The sequence below is a fragment of the Rhodococcus sp. NPDC054953 genome, from assembly GCF_053609225.1.
This window is the reverse complement of record NZ_JBSGXD010000018.1, coordinates 22,741-42,803: the sequence shown is the minus strand read 5'-3', so window position 1 is coordinate 42,803 and position 20,063 is coordinate 22,741. Positions and strand designations below refer to the sequence as shown.

21 protein-coding genes and 2 tRNA genes are annotated in these 20,063 nt (G+C 71.2%); 7 read left to right on the top strand and 16 right to left on the bottom strand.

The window, feature by feature from the left end; genetic code table 11:
• Window positions 1-93: 93 nt before the first annotated feature.
• From ACWF62_RS13845 to ACWF62_RS13810, 8 genes are all read right to left on the bottom strand, one after another.
• Window positions 94-528 (bottom strand): anthrone oxygenase family protein, encoded by a 435-nt coding sequence (locus ACWF62_RS13845; RefSeq protein ID WP_378508342.1) that lies wholly within the window; start codon window positions 526-528, stop codon window positions 94-96.
• Between the two features lie 14 nt (window positions 529-542).
• Window positions 543-1,061, bottom strand: a complete 519-nt coding sequence (locus ACWF62_RS13840) for a DUF3145 domain-containing protein (protein WP_452630353.1) — start codon at window positions 1,059-1,061, stop codon at window positions 543-545.
• 141 nt (window positions 1,062-1,202) lie between these two features.
• On the bottom strand, window positions 1,203-2,018 hold the full coding sequence (locus ACWF62_RS13835; RefSeq protein ID WP_452630352.1) for a serine hydrolase domain-containing protein: 816 nt from the start codon (window positions 2,016-2,018) through the stop codon (window positions 1,203-1,205).
• An 89-nt stretch (window positions 2,019-2,107) separates the two neighbouring features.
• Window positions 2,108-3,235: an NDMA-dependent alcohol dehydrogenase gene (locus ACWF62_RS13830; protein ID WP_452630351.1), complete on the bottom strand. Its 1,128-nt coding sequence runs from the start codon at window positions 3,233-3,235 to the stop codon at window positions 2,108-2,110.
• A 169-nt stretch (window positions 3,236-3,404) separates the two neighbouring features.
• Complete coding sequence (locus tag ACWF62_RS13825; RefSeq protein ID WP_452630350.1) at window positions 3,405-3,875, bottom strand: DoxX family protein; 471 nt, start codon at window positions 3,873-3,875, stop codon at window positions 3,405-3,407.
• A gap of 63 nt (window positions 3,876-3,938) precedes the next feature.
• Window positions 3,939-4,012, bottom strand: a tRNA-Ile gene (locus ACWF62_RS13820).
• A gap of 69 nt (window positions 4,013-4,081) precedes the next feature.
• Window positions 4,082-4,231: a hypothetical protein gene (locus ACWF62_RS13815; RefSeq protein ID WP_452630349.1), complete on the bottom strand. Its 150-nt coding sequence runs from the start codon at window positions 4,229-4,231 to the stop codon at window positions 4,082-4,084.
• Window positions 4,232-4,480: 249 nt separating this feature from the next.
• Window positions 4,481-4,553: transfer RNA gene (locus ACWF62_RS13810), tRNA-Asn, on the bottom strand.
• 138 nt (window positions 4,554-4,691) lie between these two features.
• On the opposite strand from ACWF62_RS13810, the gene ACWF62_RS13805 reads away from it, so the two are divergent.
• Window positions 4,692-4,937: a hypothetical protein gene (locus ACWF62_RS13805; RefSeq protein ID WP_378508336.1), complete on the top strand. Its 246-nt coding sequence runs from the start codon at window positions 4,692-4,694 to the stop codon at window positions 4,935-4,937.
• Here the strand turns inward: ACWF62_RS13805 and dnaG are convergent.
• Window positions 4,934-6,838 carry a DNA primase gene (gene dnaG / locus ACWF62_RS13800; protein ID WP_378508335.1) on the bottom strand — a complete coding sequence of 635 codons (1,905 nt, stop codon included), beginning with the start codon at window positions 6,836-6,838 and terminating at the stop codon, window positions 4,934-4,936. The genes ACWF62_RS13805 and dnaG overlap by 4 nt on opposite strands.
• A 59-nt stretch (window positions 6,839-6,897) precedes the next feature.
• Here dnaG and ACWF62_RS13795 point away from each other — a divergent pair, with 59 nt between their 5' ends.
• Window positions 6,898-8,082 carry a dipeptidase gene (locus tag ACWF62_RS13795; RefSeq protein ID WP_452630348.1) on the top strand — a complete coding sequence of 395 codons (1,185 nt, stop codon included), beginning with the start codon at window positions 6,898-6,900 and terminating at the stop codon, window positions 8,080-8,082.
• 6 nt (window positions 8,083-8,088) lie between these two features.
• Here the strand turns inward: ACWF62_RS13795 and ACWF62_RS13790 are convergent, their stop codons facing one another.
• Together ACWF62_RS13790 and ACWF62_RS13785 are read right to left on the bottom strand one after the other, a co-directional pair.
• The gene (locus ACWF62_RS13790) at window positions 8,089-9,357 is read right to left on the bottom strand and encodes a deoxyguanosinetriphosphate triphosphohydrolase (RefSeq protein WP_452630347.1); all 1,269 of its coding nucleotides are present in this window, start codon (window positions 9,355-9,357) and stop codon (window positions 8,089-8,091) included.
• The gene (locus ACWF62_RS13785; protein ID WP_378508432.1) at window positions 9,354-9,926 is read right to left on the bottom strand and encodes a YdcF family protein; all 573 of its coding nucleotides are present in this window, start codon (window positions 9,924-9,926) and stop codon (window positions 9,354-9,356) included. Before ACWF62_RS13785 ends, ACWF62_RS13790 begins: the two co-directional genes overlap by 4 nt.
• 171 nt (window positions 9,927-10,097) lie before the next feature.
• Here ACWF62_RS13785 and ACWF62_RS13780 point away from each other — a divergent pair, with 171 nt between their 5' ends.
• A complete protein-coding gene (locus ACWF62_RS13780; protein WP_378508332.1) occupies window positions 10,098-12,101 on the top strand; it encodes a TPM domain-containing protein in 2,004 nt (667 codons plus the stop codon).
• A gap of 82 nt (window positions 12,102-12,183) precedes the next feature.
• Here the strand turns inward: ACWF62_RS13780 and ACWF62_RS13775 are convergent, their stop codons facing one another.
• On the bottom strand, window positions 12,184-13,575 hold the full coding sequence (locus ACWF62_RS13775) for a glycine--tRNA ligase (RefSeq protein WP_452630345.1): 1,392 nt from the start codon (window positions 13,573-13,575) through the stop codon (window positions 12,184-12,186).
• 205 nt (window positions 13,576-13,780) lie between these two features.
• Here ACWF62_RS13775 and ACWF62_RS13770 point away from each other — a divergent pair, with 205 nt between their 5' ends.
• From ACWF62_RS13770 to ACWF62_RS13760, 3 genes are read left to right on the top strand one after another with little or no spacing between them, the layout of a single operon-like run.
• A complete protein-coding gene (locus ACWF62_RS13770; protein WP_378570563.1) occupies window positions 13,781-14,113 on the top strand; it encodes an ArsR/SmtB family transcription factor in 333 nt (110 codons plus the stop codon).
• Window positions 14,110-14,547, top strand: coding sequence for a Fur family transcriptional regulator (locus ACWF62_RS13765; RefSeq protein ID WP_378508330.1), 438 nt, complete (start codon window positions 14,110-14,112; stop codon window positions 14,545-14,547). The genes ACWF62_RS13770 and ACWF62_RS13765 overlap by 4 nt, the downstream gene beginning before the upstream one ends.
• Before the next feature lie 32 nt (window positions 14,548-14,579).
• Window positions 14,580-15,311 (top strand): Clp protease N-terminal domain-containing protein, encoded by a 732-nt coding sequence (locus tag ACWF62_RS13760; RefSeq protein WP_378508329.1) that lies wholly within the window; start codon window positions 14,580-14,582, stop codon window positions 15,309-15,311.
• A gap of 10 nt (window positions 15,312-15,321) precedes the next feature.
• Here ACWF62_RS13760 and ACWF62_RS13755 read toward each other — a convergent pair whose 3' ends face one another.
• From ACWF62_RS13755 to recO, 4 genes are all read right to left on the bottom strand, one after another.
• Window positions 15,322-16,725, bottom strand: a complete 1,404-nt coding sequence (locus ACWF62_RS13755; protein WP_452630344.1) for an aldehyde dehydrogenase family protein — start codon at window positions 16,723-16,725, stop codon at window positions 15,322-15,324.
• A 75-nt stretch (window positions 16,726-16,800) separates the two neighbouring features.
• On the bottom strand, window positions 16,801-17,202 hold the full coding sequence (locus ACWF62_RS13750; RefSeq protein WP_452630342.1) for a hypothetical protein: 402 nt from the start codon (window positions 17,200-17,202) through the stop codon (window positions 16,801-16,803).
• A complete protein-coding gene (locus tag ACWF62_RS13745) occupies window positions 17,199-18,011 on the bottom strand; it encodes an isoprenyl transferase (RefSeq protein WP_378508326.1) in 813 nt (270 codons plus the stop codon). Before ACWF62_RS13745 ends, ACWF62_RS13750 begins: the two co-directional genes overlap by 4 nt.
• Entirely contained in the window at window positions 17,968-18,792 is an 825-nt protein-coding gene (gene recO / locus ACWF62_RS13740; protein WP_378570532.1) for a DNA repair protein RecO, read from the bottom strand. The genes ACWF62_RS13745 and recO overlap by 44 nt, the downstream gene beginning before the upstream one ends.
• A 159-nt stretch (window positions 18,793-18,951) precedes the next feature.
• Here recO and ACWF62_RS13735 point away from each other — a divergent pair.
• Window positions 18,952-20,063 (top strand): amidase (locus ACWF62_RS13735; RefSeq protein WP_452630380.1); only part of this gene is annotated, 1,112 nt, incomplete at its 3' end.

Below are 20,063 nucleotides of genomic sequence, written 5' to 3'. Positions count from 1 at the left end.
TTCCTTGCGAGCGTGCAGTGGGTACACAAACACACAAAAACCACGGCCGAACCGTTCAACACCCCGTCGGCCGGTCTGATTCCCGACCGTCGATCACCGGGTCAGGGCGACGCCGACCAGCAGCAGGGACACCACGCACAGCGCCGCGCGGAGCGTGTTGAACGCGGTCCAGCGCGGCGCGTACTCCCGGAAGCCGATCCGCCCACCGAGGAGCGCGTTGTTGAGCGGGACGTTGACGACGGCGGTGATCAGGACGGACCCGACGAGGTTGACCGCGGCGGCAGCGAAGTACCACGTCGCGGCCGCGCCCGACGCGAGGAACCCGGCGGCGCCTGCCGCGACGGGTGCCCCGAGGAACGGGACGAACAGCCACGGGGTGAGGATCTTCCGGTTCACGCTCCGCATTGCCGCGTCGGCCGCGTCGTCGTCGACGGCCTTCAGGCCGGGCATCACCGACATCGAGAACGCGTAGTAGAGGCCGGCGAGGACGCCGTGCAGGACGAGCGTGACGAGGCCGAGGATCAGCATGGGGCCATGATGTCCTACCCGACGTCGCTGCGCAGCCAGGTGACCTCCGCGCCCTCGCCGCCGCTGCGGTACGGCTCGAGTTCCGCGTCCCACTGCGACCCGAGCGCGCGTTCGAGCTCGGCGGCGAGGCGCTCGGACCTGCCATGCTCGGCGATCAGCGCCCGCAGCCGCATCTCGCCGACGATGACATCACCGTTCGCGCTCATCGACCCGCGCCACAGCCCGAGCGCCGGCGCGTGGCAGTAGCGTTCCCCGTCGACGCCCTCGCTGGCGTCCTCGGTGACCTCGAACCGCAGCATCGGCCACGCCCGGAGTGCGTTGACGAGCCGGGCACCGGTGCCGACCGGGCCGACCCAGTCGGTGCTGGCGCGCAGCTGCCCGGGGGATGCCTGCTGCGAGGTCCACGCCAGGTTGGCGCGGCAGTCCAGGGTGGCGGCGAGGGCCCACTCGATGTGCGGGCACAGCGCCGCTGGCGACGAGTGCACGTGCAGCACACCGTTCGTCGCGTCGGCGAACCGATCCCATTCGCGCACAGCGCACCTCCAGCTTCGACGAGGGTCGTCTTCCCCAACGGCCTCTGTCGCGCTGACCCGGCGGTGGCGCGGTAACAGTGTGCCCCGTGTGCACGGTGGTGCGCCAGTTGAAGCGGGTATTGCCCCGCGGACGGGGCTCGCTCAGCGTCCGCCGAACTCGGCGAGGACCGCGTCGCTCAGCGGCGGCCACGCCTCCTTGGCCCAGTCGCCGAACGCCCGGTCGGTGAGCGCGACGCACGCCAGCGCGCGGGTCGGGTCCACCCACAGGAAGGTGCCGGACTGCCCGAAGTGACCGAAGGTGGCCGGCGAGTTCGTCGCACCGGTCCAGTGCGGCGCCTTCCCGTCGCGGATCTCGAACCCGAGCCCCCAGTCGTTGGGCCGCTGCATGCCGTAGCCGGGGAGCAGCCCGCGCAGGTCGGGGTAGTGCAGCGTCGTGGCGTCGCCGAGGGTGGAGGGGGCCACCAGCCGGGGCCGCAGCAGTTCCTGCGCGAACCGGGTCAGGTCGGCGGTGCTGGCGCTGGCGCCGTGACCGGCGGATCCGTCGAGTGCCGACCCGGTCATCCCGAGCGGTTCGAACACCGCCTGCCGGAGGTACTCCGGGAACGCGATCGCGGTCTCGGCCGCGACGAGGTCGGCGAGCACCTCGAATCCCGCGCTGGAGTAGATGCGTTTGGTGCCCGGCTCCGCCTGCACGGTCCGGTCACCGAAGGCCAGCCCCGAGGTGTGCGCGAGCAGGTGCCGCACCGTCGCGCCGGGTGGGCCCGCAGGCTGGTCCAGGTCGATCGCGCCCTCCTCCACCGCGACCAGGACGCCGTAGGCGACGAGCGGCTTGGTCACCGAGGCCAGCGCGAAGACCCGGTCCTGGTCCCCCGCCGTGTCCAGGACGCCGCCAGGGCCGACCGCGGCGGCGGCGGCGTGCTCGACGGGCCAGGTGTCGATCGCGGCGAGGGAGGGCATGGCGTCAGCCTACGAGGACCGGTGGACGCGACGATGCCGGGTCACCCCGTGGGGCGACCCGGCATCGAGGAGCCGTCGGCGGGTGTCCGTCAGCGGTCGGCGTCGGTGTACTTGATGACGCCGCGCAGGTTCTTTCCGTCGAGCATGTCCTGGTAGCCCTCGTTGACCTGCTCGAGGCTGTAGGTGTTGGAGATCATGTCCTGCAGGTTCAGCTGACCGGACTTGTAGAGGTCCAACAACATCGGGATCTCGTGGCGCGGGTTGGCGCCGCCGAAGACGTTGCCCTTGAGCGTCTTCTGCAGCATCGCGAAGAGGAACAGGTTCATCTTCACGTCCATGTCCGACATGTTGCCCATCGAGGTGACGACGCAGGTGCCGGTCTTCGCGGTCAGGGTCAGCGCCGGGTCGACGAGGGTGCCGTCCATCTCGCCCATCGTGAGGATGACCTTCTGGCACATCTTGCCCCAGGTCAGCTCCATGACCGGGACGATGGCCTCCTCGAGGCTGGCGTACGCGTGGGTGGCGCCGAACTTCAGGGCCCGCTCACGCTTGGACGCGACCGGGTCGATCGCGATGACGTGGCGGGCGCCGGAGACGACAGCGCCCTGCAGCGCGGCCATGCCGACGCCGCCGACCCCGACGATCGCGACGGAGTCACCGGGACGCACCTGCGCGACGTTGGTTGCCGAACCCCAGCCCGTGGTGACGCCGCAGCCGACGAGTGCAGCGACCTCGAACGGGATGTGCTCGTCGATCTTGACCGCGGAGTACTCGTGCACGGTCATGTAGGGCGAGAACGTGCCGAGCAGCGACATCGGGATGACGTTCTGGCCGCGCGCCTGGATGCGGTAGGAGCCGTCGGAGATGGACTGGCCGGTGAGCAGGCCCCCGCCCAGGTCGCAGAGGTTCGAGTGCCCCTGGGTACACGGGTCGCAGGCGCCGCAGGCCGGGATGAAGGACAGGACGACGTGGTCGCCCTCCTTCAGCCGCTTGACGCCCGGGCCGACCTTGGTGACCACACCCGCGCCCTCGTGTCCGCCGAGGATCGGGAACGACGGGAACGGGGTCGCGCCGGTGACGATGTGGTGGTCGGAGTGGCACATGCCCGCCGCCTCCATGCGGATCTGGACCTCACCCTCGCGCGGGTCGCCCAGTTCGATCTCCTCGACCGACCAGGGCTCGTTGAGACCCCACAGGAGCGCGCCTTTTGTCTTCATCTCGGTTCCGGCCTTTCGTCCAACTTCGGCGTCAGGTGACCCCCGGTGACGGCGATCACAGCGGACACGATAGCCGGAAAACCACAGATTTGGAACACGTTCTAGAAGAATTTCGTAACAGCCTCTAACGTAGATGCATATCCCCAGGTGAACGTCCGTTACCGACGGGTCAGGTGGGCGCCCCGACGGCACGGGAGTCCACCCGCGGGTCCGGGCCAGCGGCACCCCGGCCGCGCCGCACGACCCGGTCGAGCGCGAACGATCCACCGCCGATGAACACCAGCACGAACATCGCCCAGCAGAACAGTGCCGCGGGTTCGCCATCGTTCTGGATCGGCAGCGCGCCGTCGGCCTGGTGACCCCAGAAGTACGCGTATGCCATCGAGCCCGACCCGAGGAAGGCGGCGGCCCGCGTCCCGAGGCCGACCATCAGCAGCGCGCCACAGGCGACCTGAATGGCGGCGCCCCACCAACCGGGCCACGCACCGAGCTGCGCGGTCTGCCCGCCGTAGGGCTCGGCGGGCCACGCCCACATGCTGGTTGCGCCGTGGCAGAAGAAGAGGAATCCGATGACGACGCGGAAGGCGGCGATCGCGAGGTCGCTCGCGGAGGTGGCCCAGTGGCGGGAGGTGTGTGTCACGAGCGGGAGTTAAGCATGGCTACCCTAATTCGTGGGGTGCCACGATTGTCGCGTCAACCAGGGTGGGGCGGGCGGGGCTCGAACCCGCGACCAATGGATTATGAGTCCACGGCTCTAACCGACTGAGCTACCGCCCCATCCGCCCGCACCGCGGGCGCACCGAATGGTACCGGTGCGCCGCGGCCGGTCCGGAGGCGCGTCGAGGCTCAGGTCATCGCGACGAACAGCAGCGCCGAGGTCGCCACCACCGTTACCGCGGCGAGCATCGCCAGCAGGAACCACGCCCGCGCGACCTGCTCGTCGACGTCCCGCGGCGCCAGCAGGTGCCGGTTGGTCAGAGTTCGTGAATTCCGCATCGTCATCCTCGTTCGTCATCGACAATGCGAGGGTTCCATTCTCGGCGCGGCGACAACAGGGTCGAAGGTCCCCGATTGTCGGCGACCCGGCGTCGGCGTGAGCCATCTCACTCCCGCACCCGGCCGCCTGCCGCGGCGAACGACGCCCCCGACCTGCGTACACAGGTCGGGGGTGTGCCGTTCGTCGACTGCGGCAACGGAACGAGAAAACCCCTCCACCCGCCGGAGGCGGATGAAGGGGTTTCGCGGCTCCCCCGGCTGGACTCGAACCAGCAACCGTCCGATTAACAGTCGGAAGCTCTGCCAATTGAGCTACAGGGGATTACCTTCGGCAGCGCTCGCTCTCGCTTGGCTGCGGAACAGACTTTAACCCATAGACCCACCCAGGTACCAAATCGCCTGCCCGCGGACCGGTCAGGCAGACTGTGGGAGGCCGTTCGACAGGAGGGATAAGCAGTTCATGATGCGCTTGCTGATCGGGGTTGCCGCGGGATACGTGCTCGGCACGAAGGCCGGCCGCGCCCGCTACGAACAGATCACCCGGACCACGAAGGCGATCATCGAGAGCCCGGCGACGAAGAAGGCGATCGAGGTGGGACGGCAGAAGCTCTCCGACAGCCTCAACCCGCAGCCCAAGCTCGAACCGCTCAAGCCGATCGACGAGCAGACGACGATCCTCGTCCCCCGCGACCAGCTGCGCCGCTAGAACTCCTCGGCGTTGTCGCCGACCGCCTGCTCCAGGAGGCTGCGCCGGTACTGCTCGAGCGCGACGAGGTCCCCGAAGAGCGACATGTACTCGTCCGGGTGGTCCGCCTGCGACAGCCGCTGCAGCCGCGACTTGAGGTCGGCAACCTGCTGCCCCACCCACACCTCCTGCAGCCGGGCGAGGACCCGCGGAATGTAGTCGGGGACGTCGGACGCCCGCATCGGCTCCACCGCCAGCTCGGTGACGAGGGACTGCAGCGGGTCGGCGAGTTTCGCGACGGCGTCCATCCATTCGGCGCCGCCGAGGCCCGCCGCGGTGCCACCCGCGTCGGCCATCGCCTGCCGCACCAGCGCGTACGCGGGGTGGGTGAACGTCTCCGCGGGCAGCGAGTCGAAGACGGACCCGGCGATCGCGGGGTACTGCAGCGCGGCCTTGAGCGCGTCCCGCTGCGGCCACAGCGTCGGGTCGCGGGGGTTCGGCCGCTGCGGACCCTCGGGTGCCGCGGGCGCGGGCGCCTCCTCCCGGAACCTGTTCTCCGGCTGCGTCTTCCCGCGCCGGGATCCGGCGCGGCGCGATTCGTCCCGCACCCGCCGGACGACGGCGGTGATGTCGTCCCAGCCGACCCAGCCAGCCAACTGCCGTGCGTAGTCCTCGCGCAGCGCGGTGTCCTTGATCCGGGCCACCACCGGCACCGTGCGCCGCAACGCCTGGACCCGCCCCTCGGCGGTGTCCAGATCATGTTCGGCCAGTAACGATTTCACGACGAACCGGAACAGTGGCACCCGCCGGGCCACCAGGTCGCGGACCGCCGCATCGCCGGACGCCTGCCGCAGTTCGCACGGATCCATGCCGTCCGGCGCGACCGCGACGTACGTCTGCCCGGCCATCTTCTGGTCACCCTCGAACGCCTTCATCGCGGCCGCCTGACCGGCCGCGTCGCCGTCGAAGGTGTAGATCACCTCGCCGCGGAAGTAGCTGTCGTCCATCAGGAGCCTGCGCAGCATCGCGAGATGGTCGTCGCCGAACGCGGTGCCGCACGCCGCGACCGCCGTCGTCACGCCAGCCAGGTGCATCGCCATCACGTCGGTGTAGCCCTCGACGACGACCGCCTGATGACCCTTCGCGATGTCCCGCTTCGCGAGGTCGAGACCGAACAGCACCTGAGACTTCTTGTACAGCATGGTTTCCGGCGTGTTGATGTACTTGCCGGGCATGGTGTCGTCATCGAACAGCTTGCGGGCGCCGAACCCGATGACGTCGCCGCCGAGGTTGCGGATCGGCCACACCAGTCGGCGCCGGAACCGGTCGATCGGGGTGCCCCGCTTGCCGGGCGTCGCCAGGCCCGCGTCGACGATCTCCTTCGCCTCGAATCCCTGCGACAGCAGATGCTTGGTCAGCGTGTCCCAGCCGTCGGGCGCGTAGCCGCACCCGAACGTCAACGCGACCTGCCCGTCGAAGTTCCGTTCCGTCAGGTAGTCGCGGGCGGCCTGCGCGTCCGGTTCCCGCAGCCGCTGCGCGTAGAACTTCTGCGCCGCCGCGTTCGCCGCGACCAGCCTGGCGCGGGTGCCGCGGTCGCGCTGGACGGACGGTCCGCCGCCCTCGTAGGAGATGGTGTAGCCCAGCCGGTCGGCGAGCTGCTCGACGGCCTCGACGAACGAGACGTGCTCGATCTTCTGCAGGAACGAGTAGACGTCGCCGCCCTCCCCGCAGCCGAAGCAGTGGAAGGTGCCGTGGTTGGGCCTGGCATGGAAGGACGGGGACTTCTCGTCGTGGAACGGGCACAGGCCCTTCATCGAGTCCCCGCCGCTGTTCTTCAGCGCGACGTACTCCCCGACGATGTCCTCGATGCGGGTGCGCTCCCGAATGGCCGCGATGTCTCGTTCAGGAATTCGGCCGGCCACGGTCGACAGTCTAGGCGGCTCCGCTCGGGCCGTCCGGCACGGCATCTAGGATTCGCGCCATGTCGTCCTCGTCACGCCGCTGGGTGCGCCGCACCCTCGTCGGTGTCGCCGTGTTCGTCCTCGTCGCCGCGGCCGCGTTCTTCGCGCTCGCCCCCGGACTTGTCGAGCGGGCGCAGAACAAGATCGTCGACACCGCCCTGCCGGAGGTGTCGGAGCAGACCCGACAACTCCACGACGGCCTGCTGATCGCGGACCTGCATTCGGACACCCTGATGTGGGACCGCGACCTGCTCGAACGCTCCTCCCGCGGGCACATGGACCTGCCCCGGCTGCAGGACGGGAACGTCGCGCTGCAGGTGTTCTCCTCGGTGTCGAAGTCGCCGAAGGGCCAGAACTACGACGCCAACACCGGCGACAGCGACAACATCACCCTGCTCGGTGTCGCGCAGCTGCAGCCGCCCCGCACCTGGGGGTCGATCCTGGAACGGTCGCTGTACCACGCGGAGAAGCTCGGCAAGGCCGCCGCCGCATCCGACGACCAACTCCGGGTGATCCGCAGCCGGGGCGACCTTGAGGCGCTGCTCGCCGACCGGGCTGCCGGCCGCGAGGTGACCGGCGCCCTGTTCTCGGTGGAGGGGCTGCAGAACCTCGAGGGACGGATCGAGAACGTCGACCGGCTCTTCGACGCCGGGATGCGGATGGCCGGGTTCACCCACTTCTTCGACAACGAGACCGCTGGCTCGATGCACGGCGTCGACAAGGGCGGGCTCACCGACCTCGGCCGCCGGGTGTTCGCGGAGCTGGAGCGGCGCGGGGTCATCATCGACATCGCGCACGCCAGCCACCCGGCGATCGCGGAGATGCTGGCCCTGGCAACGAAGCCGGTGGTGGCCAGCCACGGCGGGGTGCAGGCGACGTGCGCGGTGAACCGGAACCTCACCGACGACGAGATCCGCGGCGTCGCGGCGACCGGCGGGGTGGTCGGCGTCGGCTACTGGGATGCCGCGGTGTGCGCGCTGACCCCGGCCGCGGTGGTCGACGCGATCGAGCATGTGATCGCGGTCGGTGGGCTGGCGACCGCGGCGCTCGGCAGCGACTACGACGGCGCGACCACCGTCGCGTGGGACACCAGCGAGATCGCGGTGATCACGCAGGAGCTGCGGGACCGGGGCCACAGCGACGCCGACATCGGGGCGATCATGGGCGGCAACACCCTGCGGGTGCTGGCGCAGGTCCTGCCGTAGCCGCGGTCAGCCCCAGGCGGCCTGCGCGCCGAGGCTCTGCCGGTCGACGCGTTCGAGTCGGCTCTCGGTGTAGGACGCGATCTGGTCGACGATCACCCTGGTGCGGGCCGCGTCGTCGCCCGCCCGCCGCCACGCGGGAAGCAGGATCGGGTCGAGGCAGGTCGGCGCGGTCTGCAGCAGCCACTGGGCGACGCGGTGGATGCGGTCCCGCTGCCGGTCCTGCTTCGCCCGGTGCCCGGCATCGGACATCACGTACCGCAGCGCGACGGTCTTGAGCAACGCCACCTCGGCGGCGACGACCGGCGGGATCACCAGGTCCGCGGCGTAGCGGGTCAGCGGCGCACCGCCCGCGACGTCCCGGGTCGCGGTGACCGCGGCGGTCGCGAACCGGCCGACGAGCTCACTGGTCAGGTTCTTCAGCGCCACCGCCGACCCGACGGTGCCGTCGTACCGGCCGACCGCGACGACGACCGGCAGCACCGACAGCCTGCCCGCGGCGTCGACGAGGTCGTCGACGACGAGTCCCCGGAACTCGGCGGCGCCCATCTCGGCGAGCGCCCGCCGCTCGACCGGGTCGGCGAGGGCGCGCAGGTCGATGCGGCCGGCGATGACACCGTCCTCGACGTCGTGCACGGAGTACGCGACGTCGTCGGCCCAGTCCATCACCTGCGCCTCGAGGCACTGGCGGCCCGCCGGGGCACCCTCGCGCACCCACGCCAGCATCCCGGCGTCGTCGTCGTATGCCCCGAACTTCGCGCCGGGCGTCGGCCGGGTCCACGGGTACTTCATTGCGGCGTCGAGGGCGGCGCGGGTCAGGTTCAGTCCGGCGCTGACGCCGTCACCGTCGAGGACCTTCGGTTCCAGGCGGGTCAGGATCCGCAGGTTCTGCGCGTTGCCCTCGAATCCGCCGCAGTCGGCGGCGACCTCGTCGAGCGCCTTCTCCCCGTTGTGCCCGTACGGCGGGTGCCCGATGTCGTGGGCGAGGCCCGCGAGGTCCACGAGGTCCGGGTCGCAGCCGAGCCCGTCGGCGATGCCGCGGCCGATCTGCGCGACCTCGATCGAGTGCGTCAACCGGGTGCGGGGGGTGTCGCCGTCGCGGGGGCCGACGACCTGGGTCTTGTCGGCGAGCCTGCGCAGCGCGGCGCTGTGCAGGACCCGCGCCCGGTCCCTGGCGAAGTCGCTGCGCGGGGCGGAGGTGCCGGGCAGGCCAGCGCTCTTCGGCGACTCCCCGATCTGCCGGTCGAGGTCGTGGTCGGTGTATCCCGGCACGATCACTGCCCGGCCGTGTACGGGAAGTCCGCGGAGAAGTGGGTCAGCTGATACCACAGCAATGCTCCTGTCTCCCTTGCTATTCCGTGGAACTGCGATTCACGCGTAAAGACGGCGGGCCCCTGCCGGGTCGGCGCCGTCCACGCCGCGAGCCCGGCGTCGCGGGCCATCGTGCGGGTGCGGAGCGAGTGCCACGGGTCGCTGACCAGGACCGCGGACGTCATCGCCTGCTCCCCCATCACCCGGCTGACGCCCTCGATGCTCAGCAGCGTGTCCTCCCCCTCCTCGACCGCGATGATCCGGTCCGCCGGAACCCCCCGCGAGATCAGGTAGTTCTTGCCCGACGCGGCCTCGGTGTACAGGTCACCGACCTGCTTGCCGCCGACGGTGATCACCGTCGGCGCGATGCCCCGCTCGAACAGCTTGACGGCCTGCTCCAGCCGCGCCTCGAACACCGACGACGGCGTCCCCGAGTACTGCGCCGCGCCGAGCACCACGATCGCGTCCGCCTGCCGGGTGTCGTTGATCCGCGCCACCTGCCACACCCGCACCGCGGTCCCGCCGACCAGCAGCATCCCGATCACGATCGCCCCGACGACGACCCGGCGCGTCCACCGGCCGAGGGTGCCAGCGAACCCGAGGCGCTCGTCGTCGTGTCGGCGGGCAGCTGCGTAACTCACTCCCCAAGTCTGCCAGTGACCGCGAGCCGCGCCGCGCAGGCCGCGCCAGCCGATAGATTCGGACACATGTCATCTGCACTTCGCCGCGGCGGGCGGCCCGTCGCCGCGACCCTGGCCGTCGTCGCCGCACTGCTCGCCCTGCTCGGCCTGCCCGCCACCGCATCGGCGGACGCCCCGCTCCGGCTGCCGTCCCAGATCACCGACCCGGACGGGATGCTCGACGCGTCCGGGCGCGCCGACGTCCAGGCCGCGCTGGACGCCCTGTTCGACGAGCACCGGACCCAGCTGTGGGTGGTGTACGTCGCCTCCTTCGGCGGCGTCGACGCCGACGCCTGGGCCAGCCGCACCGTCGCGATGAGCGGGCTCGGGGACGAGGCGGCGCTGCTCGCGGTCGCCACCGAGGACGGGGCCTACGCGTTCGACGTGCCCTCCTCGCTGTCCGGGGTGAGCGAGAGCGATGTCGCCGCGATCGAACGGGACGCGGTGGTGCCCGCGCTGCGCGAGGGCGACTGGGCGGGCGCCGCGGTGTCCGCGGCCGGTGGGCTGTCGGACGCGATGTCCGGGACCGGATCCGGGTCCGGGGTCACCTACCTGGTGCTCGGCGGGGTCGCCGTCGTCGCCGCGGGCGGCGCGGTGCTCTACACCCGGCGCCGCAAGACCCGCACCGGCCGCGGCGGATCCGCCGCCGCCGACGTGGACTGGACGGATCCGGCCGTGCTCGCGACGCTGCCGATCGCGACCCTCGACGCCCGCGCCAAGGAGGTGCTCGTCGAGACCGACAACGCGATCCGCACCAGCGAGGAGGAACTGAACCTGGCGCGCGGCGAGTTCGGCGACGCGGCGACCGCGCCGTTCACCGCGGCCTACGACGCCGCCCGGTCGACGCTGGCGTCGGCGTTCGCGATCCGCCAGCGCCTCGACGACGACATCCCCGAAACCCCGGACCAGCAACGGGACATGCTCGTCGAGCTGATCGCGACCTGCAGCCGCGCCGACCGCGAACTCAACGATCGGGTCACCGAGTTCGACGGGATGCGGGACCTGCTGATCGACGCGCCCGCCCGGCTCGACGCCCTCACCCAGCGGACGGTGGAGATGACGGTCCGGATCCCCGAATCCGAGTCCGTTCTGACCGCCCTGCGCGGCGAGTTCCCGGCCCCGGCCCTGGCCTCGGTGGACGGCAACATCGCCCTCGCCAGGGAGCAGCTGGCGTACGCGGACCAGAACATCACGGCGGGCCGGGACGCGGTCGCGCTGCCTGCGGGCAAGCAGGGTCCGGCGGTGGTCGCGATCCGGGCCGCCGAGGGCGCGCTGGATCAGGTTCGGGAACTGCTCGACGGCGTCGACCATGCCGCCGACAACATTCGCACCGCGATGGCGACGCTGCCCGCCGCGATCGCGGACGCCCGCAAGGACATCGCCGACGCCGACGCCCTCGCCGGGCACGGCGGGCCGGACCTTGCCGCCGCCAAGTCGGCGGCGGAGGCGGCGGTCGCCGCGGCGGAGGCCACCAGCGGCAGCGACCCGCTCGGCGCGTTCACCGAACTCGCGAAGGCGGACAGCGCCCTCGACACGATCCTCGCCGCCGCGAACGAGGCCAAGGCGAACGCCGAGCGGACCGCGCAGCGCCTGACCCAGGACATCACCGCGGCCCAGGCGCAGATCACCGCCGCCACCGATTTCGTCGCGACGCGGCGGGGCGCGGTCGGGGCGGAGGCGCGGACCCGGCTATCCGAGGCGCAGCGGCATCTGGACGCGGCGCGGCAGCTGAGCCAGTCCGATCCGGCGACGGCCCTGCAGCATTCGCGGGCGGCCGGGGATCTCAGCGGCCGGGCGCTGCGGCTGGCGCAGTCGGATGTGCAGCAGTGGGAGGCCAGTCGGCGGCCGCAGTCGTCGGGGGTGAATACCGGCGCGATCCTCGGCGGCATCCTGATCGATTCGATGATCCGCGGCGGGAGGAGCGGCGGCTGGGGCAATCGGGGCGGCGGATCCCGCGGCGGCGGCCGCTCACCCGGATCGTTCGGCGGACCGAGCAGTTCCGGCCGGATCAGCCGCAGCGGCCGGTTCTGACGACACTCGCGCAGGCGCTGCGCGCCCGTGAGTCCTTTCGGCCCGAGCAGGGGCCAGAAGGACTCACGGGCGGCGGAGCCGCCTACGCCCCGAGCAGGCGCTGCGCGAGGTAGCCCTCGACCTTGTCGAGCGAGACCCGCTCCTGCGCCATCGTGTCGCGCTCGCGGACCGTGACGGCGTGGTCGTCGAGGGTGTCGAAGTCGACGGTGATGCAGAACGGGGTGCCGATCTCGTCCTGGCGACGGTAGCGGCGGCCGATCGCGCCCGCGTCGTCGAACTCGACGTTCCAGTGCTTACGCAGCGTGGCCGCGAGGGCCTTCGCCTTCGGCGACAGCGCCTCGTTGCGGGACAGCGGCAGCACGGCGGCCTTCACCGGTGCGAGACGACGGTCGAGGCGCAGCACGGTGCGCTTGTCGACGCCGCCCTTCGCGTTCGGCGCCTCGTCCTCGGTGTACGCGTCGACGAGGAACGCCATCAGCGACCGGGTCAGGCCCGCGGCGGGCTCGATGACGTACGGCGTGTAGCGCTCACCGCTGGCCTGGTCGAAGTACTTGAGGTCCTGCCCGGAGGACTCCTCGTGGACCCGCAGGTCGTAGTCGGTGCGGTTCGCGACGCCCTCAAGCTCGCCCCACTCGCTGCCCTGGAACTCGAAGCGGTACTCGATGTCGACGGTGCGCTTCGAGTAGTGCGAGAGCTTGTCCTCGGGGTGCTCGAACAGGCGCAGGTTGTCCGGGTTGATCCCGAGGTCGGTGTACCAGGCGAGGCGGGTGTCGATCCAGTACTGGTGCCACTCCTCGTCCTCGCCGGGCTTGACGAAGAACTCCATCTCCATCTGCTCGAACTCGCGGGTGCGGAAGATGAAGTTGCCGGGGGTGATCTCGTTGCGGAAGCTCTTGCCGATCTGGCCGATGCCGAACGGCGGCTTCTTGCGGGAGGTGGTGAGCACGTTCGCGAAATTGACGAAGATGCCCTGCGCGGTCTCCGGGCGGAGGTAGTGCAGACCTTCCTCGGACTCGACCGGGCCGAGGTAGGTCTTGAGCATCATGTTGAAGTCGCGGGGCTCGGTCCACTGGCCGACGGTGCCGCAGTCGGGGCAGCCGAGGACGTCCATCGCGACATCGTCGGGGTTGTCGATCCCCTTCTTCTCCGCGTACGCCTCCTGCAGGTGGTCCTGGCGGTGCCGCTTGTGGCAGTTGAGGCATTCGACGAGCGGGTCGTTGAACACGCCGACGTGCCCGGACGCGACCCACACCTGGCGGGGCAGGATGACCGAGGAGTCGAGGCCGACGACGTCGTCGCGGCCGGTGACCATCGAGCGCCACCACTGCTTCTTGATGTTCTCCTTGAGCTCGACGCCGAGCGGCCCGTAGTCCCAGGCGGACCGGGTGCCGCCGTAGATCTCACCACAGGGGAAGACGAGTCCTCGACGCTTGGCGAGGTTGGCGACGGTTTCGACCTTGGACTTGGGTGCCACTGGGGAAGCTCTCCATCTGGGTAATAGATGCCGTGTGGGTGGGGACGTGCGTGACCAGCCTATCGGGACCGGGCACCGCACCCAATTCCTCGATTGACATGCACACTCATGCATATCAAAATGGATACTGTTTGCAATAAGGCCCTGGGCGGCATCGGACCCGGCGAAGGAGAATCCCGGCGTGAGCATCACCGACGGCCAGGACGTGCGCACCCACGCCGCGGCCCCCGCTCCCCCGGCGCATCTGCCGGGCGGCGACATCCTGCACGACGCGGGCGAGCTGCTGCGCGCCCTCGCCGCGCCGGTGCGGATCGCGATCGTCCTGCAGCTCCGCGAGACGCCGCGGTGCGTGCACGAACTCGTCGACGCGCTGCAGGTCACCCAGCCGCTAATCAGCCAGCATCTGCGGGTGCTCAAGTCGGCGGGCGTGGTGCGCGGCGACCGGTCCGGACGCGAGGTCGTCTACCGTCTCGTCGACGACCACCTGGCCCACATCGTGATCGACGCCGTCGCGCACGCCGAGGAAGGACACTCGTGACCGACAAGCCCCGCACGCCCGTCGCCGTCGGCGTTCGCGCAACCAAGCAGCGCAGCGCGATCTCGGCACTGCTCGACGAGATCGACGAGTTCCGGTCGGCGCAGGACCTGCACGAGGAGCTGCGCCGGCGCGGCGAGGGCATCGGGCTGACGACGGTGTACCGCACGCTGCAGACCCTCGCCGAGGCGGGCACGGTCGACATGCTGCGGACCGACACCGGCGAGTCCGTGTACCGGCGCTGCTCCTCCGGCCACCACCATCACCTGGTCTGCCGGTCGTGCGGGTTCACGGTCGAGGTCGACGGCCCGGAGGTCGAGCGGTGGTCGCAGACGATCGCGGAGGCGAACGGATTCAGCGATGTGAGCCACACGGTGGAAATCTTCGGCACCTGCCGCGGGTGCGACACCCGCACCCGAGCGTCAACCCAGGGTTGACGATTGGTCATGCGTCAACCTACAGTTGACGCATGACCGAACCGACGCAGTTCTCCCCGACGATCCGCCTCGACGACCTGATCGAGGCGATCAAGAAGGTCCACACCGATCCCCTCGAACAACTCGCCGACGCGATGCTCGCCGCCGACCACCTCGGCGACGTCGCCGACCACCTGATCGGCCACTTCGTCGATCAGGCCCGCCGCACCGGCGCGTCCTGGACGGACATCGGCGCCAGCATGGGCGTCAGCAAGCAGGCCGCGCAGAAGCGGTTCACCCCGAAGGACCCGGGCACCGCGGCGAGCCTCGACCCGAACCAGGGCTTCAACCAGTTCACCCCGCGGGCCCGCAACATCGTCGCGGCCGCCCACAACGAGGCGAAGGCCGCCGGCGCCACCGCGATCACCCCCGCGCACCTGACCCTCGGCCTGCTCGTCGAGCCGGAGTCGCTTGCGCTGCTGCTGCTCGGGAAGCAGGGCGTGGACGCCGACGCGATCCGCGCCGCCGTCACCGCGGCGCTGCCCGCCCCGGCCGCCGAGGTGCCCGAGCTGATCCCCTACGACGCCGCCGCCCGCAAGGCCCTCGAACTCACGTTCCGGCAAGCACTTCGACTCGGCCACAACTACATCGGCACCGAGCACGTCCTGCTGGCCCTGCTCGAGGTCGAGGACGGCGCGGGACCGCTGAGCGGGCTCGGCGTCGACCGGGCGCGGGTCGAGGCCGACCTCACCGCCGCCCTCGCCGCGCTGACCCCGAAGCAGTAGGCGCCGCGGCTCAAAACAGCCTGCGGATCATCGCCTGCGCGCGGTCGGTGTACGGCGGGTAGGCGAACCGGAAGTCCGGCCGGAAGGGTTTGACCAGCACCGCCTTCCGGTTGCTGAACGTCACGAATCCATCCCTGCCGCGGTAGCGGCCCATCCCGCTCGGGCCGACCCCACCGAACGGGAGCTGCGGCACCGAGGCGTGGTAGATGAGGTGATTGACCACGATCGCCCCGGCGGTCACCTCATCGAGCACCCGCCGCCGCACCTCCTTCGACCGTGTGAAGACGTAGGCCGCCAACGGTTTCGGCCGCTCGGCGACGAAGTCGATGGCCTCGTCGACGGAGTCGACCGCCAGCACCGGCAGGACCGGGCCGAAGATCTCGTCCGTCATCAGCGGATCGTCGGCGGGCGGGTCGACCAGGACGGTGGGTTCGACGGTGAGCGTGGACCGGTCCACACCGCCGCCCGCCAACACCGTCGCGCGGGTCGCCGCGAGCTGCCCGGCGAGCCGGTCGAAGTGGCGCTCGTTCACGATCCGCATGCCCGGCGTCGGGGCAGCGGACCGGAACCGCGCCATCGTGGTCACCAGCCGCTCAAGCAGCGGCTCCCGCACCGCCCGCTCCACCAGCAGGTAGTCGGGGGCAATGCAGACCTGCCCCGCGTTCAGCAGCTTCGCCCAGGCGATCCGGCGTGCCGTGACGTCCAGCTCGGCATCGGCCGCGACGATCGCGGGCGACTTTCCGCCCATCTCCAGCGTCACCGGTGTCAGCTGCGGGGCGGCGGCGGCCATCACCTTCCTGCCGACCTCGGTGCCGCCGGTGTACAGGCAGTGGTCGACGCCCTCCGCCAGCACCCGCTGGGTCGCGGAACCGTCCCCCTCCACCACCACAACCGCATCCGGGTCGACGTACTCGGGCAGGCGTCGTGCCAGCAGCCGGGAGGTGGCGGGGGCAAGCTCGGACGGCTTGAGCACCACGCAGTTTCCGGCGGCGACCGCATCGATCAGCGGCCACAACGCCAGGGTCATCGGCGCGTTCCAGGCGCCGATGACCAGCACCACCCCCACCGGCTCGTACTGCACCCATCCGAGCGCGGGCATCAGGGCCGACGGCATCGGACGCATGCTCCGCCGCATCCAGCGCCGGAGCCGGGCCCGCACGTAGGCGGCCTCGATCCGGACCGGGGACATGTCGAGGAGCCACGCCTCGAACGCCGACCGCCCGAGATCCGCGGCGAGCGCGTCCGCGATCTCGTCCTCCCGTTCGACGACGAACCGCTCAATCCCCCTCAGCTGCGCCATCCGCCACTCCGCGGGCCTGGTTCGGCCGGACGCGAACGTTGCCCGCAGGCCACCGACCACCTCTGCCACGTCCCGGCGCATCGGCACGGGTTGAATGTCCTGGTCGAGTCCCATCACTGCCACCTCGGCTCGTCCGTGGGATCAGACCCCACGATACGACCGCGGCAGCGCCGGCAGAAGGACCGTTCGCTAGGGAATCAATCCCTGCCTGCTGTCCTCGACGCCGGACAGCACCAGCAGCAGCATCGTGGTCAGCGCCTCATCGGTGAGCCCGGCCGCCGGGAACGTGTAGCGCAGGATGACGTCCGCGAACCGACCGCGCGTGATCACCGAGACCAGCCCGAACTGCAGTGCCGCGTTCTTCTCCGCGACCTTGCGGTGCAGGGTGGTGCTCGTCGGCCGATCCCAGGCGAGCACCGCCGTCAACGCCAGCACATCCAGCCCCGGCGCCAGGGTCACCGCCCGCAGCGAGCACAGCGCCCCGCCGTACTCGAATCCCAGTGAACCGTCCGCGGTTTCGGTGACGGCGACGAAGTGCGCGAGGGCATCCCGGGCCCGACCCTGCAGGGCATCGGCTGCGTCGGCGGTCACTGCTCCGTCACCCCGCCGAATCTCCGGTCCCTGGACGCGTATTCGACGCACGCCGCCCACAGGTCGCGGCGGTCGAAGTCGGGGAACAGCTTCTCCTGGAACACCATCTCCGCGTAGGCGGACTGCCAGATCAGGAAGTTCGAGGTGCGCAGTTCGCCGGAGGGGCGCAGAAACAGGTCAACGTCGGGCATGTCCGGCTCGTCGAGGTAGCGCGCGACCGTCGCCTCGGTGATCTTCTCCGGGTTGATCTCACCGGACGCGACGCGGCGCGCGATTTCCCGTGCCGCGTCGGCGATCTCGGCGCGTCCACCGTAGTTAACGCACATCGTCAGGGTCATGACGTCGTTGTCCTTCGTCAACTCCTCGGCGATCTCGAGTTCCTTGATCACCGACGCCCACAGCCGCGGCCTGCGGCCCGCCCAGCGGACCCGCACCCCCATCTCGTGCATCTCGTCGCGCCGCCGCCGGATCACGTCCCGGTTGAAGCCCATCAGGAACTTGACCTCGTCGGGGCTGCGCTTCCAGTTCTCGGTGGAGAACGCGTACGCCGAGAGCCACTTCACGCCGATCTCGATGCAGCCCTCGACCGTGTCCATCAGGACGGCCTCGCCGCGTTCGTGTCCTGCGGTGCGCGGCAGGCCACGGTCCTGCGCCCAGCGGCCGTTGCCGTCCATCACCAGCGCGACGTGCCGGGGAACCAGTTCCGGCTGGATGATCGGGGCCCGAGCACCGGACGAGTGCGGGCGTGGCGGCCGGATCTCCCGGTCAGGCGAGGCTTGCGGTGCGCGTCGTCGGATCACGTCCCTCATCCTGCCCGACGACCCCCGGCCGGTCGGGGTCCGGGGCGGCGGCGTGCGGCCGGGACCGCTCGATCAGCGGCAGCGTCCGCAGTTGCCGTTCCAGATGCCACTGCAGGTGCGCGGCGACCAGCCCGGACGCCTGCGCCCGGATCGCGTCGGGCGCGGTCTCGGTGTGCACCCATTCGCCGCGGTCGAGGGCGACCATCAGGTCGAGGACCCCGGGCGAGGGGGTTGCCGCGCCGGGTGGGCGGCAGTGCACGCACACCGCGCCACCTGCGGCGACGTGGAAGGCGCGGTGTGGGCCGGGGGCGGCGCACCGGGCGCACTCGTCGAGGGCGGGGGCCCAGCCGGCGAATCCCATCGCGCGCAGCAGGAACGCGTCGAGGACCAGTTCCGGCGGCCGGATCTGGTCGCTGACCGCCCGCAGCGCACCGACGGTCAGCCGGTGCAGCCGCGGCGCGGGCGCCCGCTCCTCCCCGGACAGCCGTTCGGCCGTCTCCAGGATCGCGCATGCGGTGGTGTAGCGGCCGTAGTCGTCGACGATGTCGGTGGCGAACGCGTCGAGGGTCTGCACCTGGGTGACCACGTCGAGGGAGCGGCCGGGATACAGCTGGACGTCGACGTGCGCGAACGGTTCGAGGCGGGCCCCGAACTTCGACTTCGTGCGCCGCACTCCCTTGGCCACCGCCCGCACCAGGCCGTGTTGCCGGGTGAGCAGGGTGACGATGCGGTCCGCCTCGCCCAGCTTGTGCTGGCGCAGCACCACCGCATGATCCCGGTACAACCTCACCGGGTGATTCTCCCACGCGCCGCGGACATCGCCGGACAGGCGGCCGCGCCGCTGCTACCGTTCGTTCGAACGAACAGGGGGCGGGAGATGAGCGTGGACGCCGGTCACGGGCAGGTGCGGATCGAGACGACGAGGACCGACCACGGATGGCCGTCGCTGATGGAGTGCGCCCGGTCCATCGCCGACGGGGAGGCCACCTCGGTGGCGATGGTCACCCGCAGCCTGGACGCGATCGCGGCGAGTCAACCCACGCTGAACGCGTTCGCGGTGGTCCGCCGCGCCGCCGCGCTCGCCGAGGCCGCCGACGCGGACCGTCGCCGCGCCGCGGGCGAGCGGCTGCCGCTGCTCGGGGTGCCGATCGCCGTCAAGGACGACGTCGACGTCGCCGGGGAACCGACCGCATTCGGCGCACCGGGCCGCTTCCCCGCCAAGGCCGCGGACTCGGAGGCGGTGCGTCGCCTCCGCGCGGCGGGCGCGGTGATCGTCGGCAAGACCACCAGCCCGGAGTTCGGGCAGTGGCCGCTGACCGGTGGCCACTTCGGGCACACCCGCAACCCGTGGTCGCGCGAGCGCACCCCGGGTGGCTCGTCGGGCGGCAGCGCCGCCGCGGTCGCGGCCGGGCTGGTGCCCGCCGCGCTCGGGTCGGACGGCGCCGGCTCGATCCGCATCCCCGCCGCCTGGACCAATCTGGTCGGCATCAAGCCGCAGCGCGGACGGATCTCCACCTGGCCGGACCCGGAGGCGTTCCATGGCATCACGGTGATCGGTCCGCTCGCCCGCACGGTCGCCGACGCGGCGCTGCTGCTCGACCTCGTCGCGGGGCCGCACGACGGCGATCGGCACACCCCGCGACCGGTCCCCCTCCGCGATGCGGTCGACCGGGCCCCGGGTCCGCTGCGGATCGCGCTGTCGCTGCGCCGCCCGTTCACCGCGACCCCGACGGCGCTGCACCCGGAGATCCGGGACGGCGTCGGCGCGATCGCGCACACCCTGCGCGGGCTCGGCCACGAGGTCACACTCGCCGACCCGGCCTACGGAATCCTGCTCGGCGCCAACTTCCTGCCCCGGTCGATGGCCGGCCTGGAGGACTGGCGGCGGCGGGTGCCGGACCCGTCGCTGCTCGATCCGCGCACCCTGTCGAATGCCCGCACCGGGCGCCTCCTCGGTGGGGGGGGGGTGGGTGGGTCCCACACCCCCCCAACATCCCCCCCCCCCCCGACCGTGCGAAACCTCCCCCAACCCCCCATCCCCCCCCCCCCCCCCCCCCCCCC

Bases quoted from the DNA above. Each gene is read 5' to 3' on its own strand.
- ACWF62_RS13780 (WP_378508332.1), top strand. From the start codon at position 10,098: ATGTCATCTGCACTTCGCCGCGGCGGGCGGCCCGTCGCCGCGACCCTG.
- ACWF62_RS13785 (WP_378508432.1), bottom strand. From the start codon at position 9,926: ATGCTGCTGGTCGGCGGGACCGCGGTGCGGGTGTGGCAGGTGGCGCGG.
- ACWF62_RS13845 (WP_378508342.1), bottom strand. From the start codon at position 528: ATGCTGATCCTCGGCCTCGTCACGCTCGTCCTGCACGGCGTCCTCGCC.
- ACWF62_RS13745 (WP_378508326.1), bottom strand. From the start codon at position 18,011: ATGAGGGACGTGATCCGACGACGCGCACCGCAAGCCTCGCCTGACCGG.
- ACWF62_RS13795 (WP_452630348.1), top strand. From the start codon at position 6,898: ATGTCGTCCTCGTCACGCCGCTGGGTGCGCCGCACCCTCGTCGGTGTC.
- ACWF62_RS13760 (WP_378508329.1), top strand. From the start codon at position 14,580: ATGACCGAACCGACGCAGTTCTCCCCGACGATCCGCCTCGACGACCTG.
- ACWF62_RS13805 (WP_378508336.1), top strand. From the start codon at position 4,692: ATGATGCGCTTGCTGATCGGGGTTGCCGCGGGATACGTGCTCGGCACG.
- ACWF62_RS13815 (WP_452630349.1), bottom strand. From the start codon at position 4,231: ATGCGGAATTCACGAACTCTGACCAACCGGCACCTGCTGGCGCCGCGG.
- ACWF62_RS13830 (WP_452630351.1), bottom strand. From the start codon at position 3,235: ATGAAGACAAAAGGCGCGCTCCTGTGGGGTCTCAACGAGCCCTGGTCG.
- ACWF62_RS13835 (WP_452630352.1), bottom strand. From the start codon at position 2,018: ATGCCCTCCCTCGCCGCGATCGACACCTGGCCCGTCGAGCACGCCGCC.
- ACWF62_RS13755 (WP_452630344.1), bottom strand. From the start codon at position 16,725: ATGGGACTCGACCAGGACATTCAACCCGTGCCGATGCGCCGGGACGTG.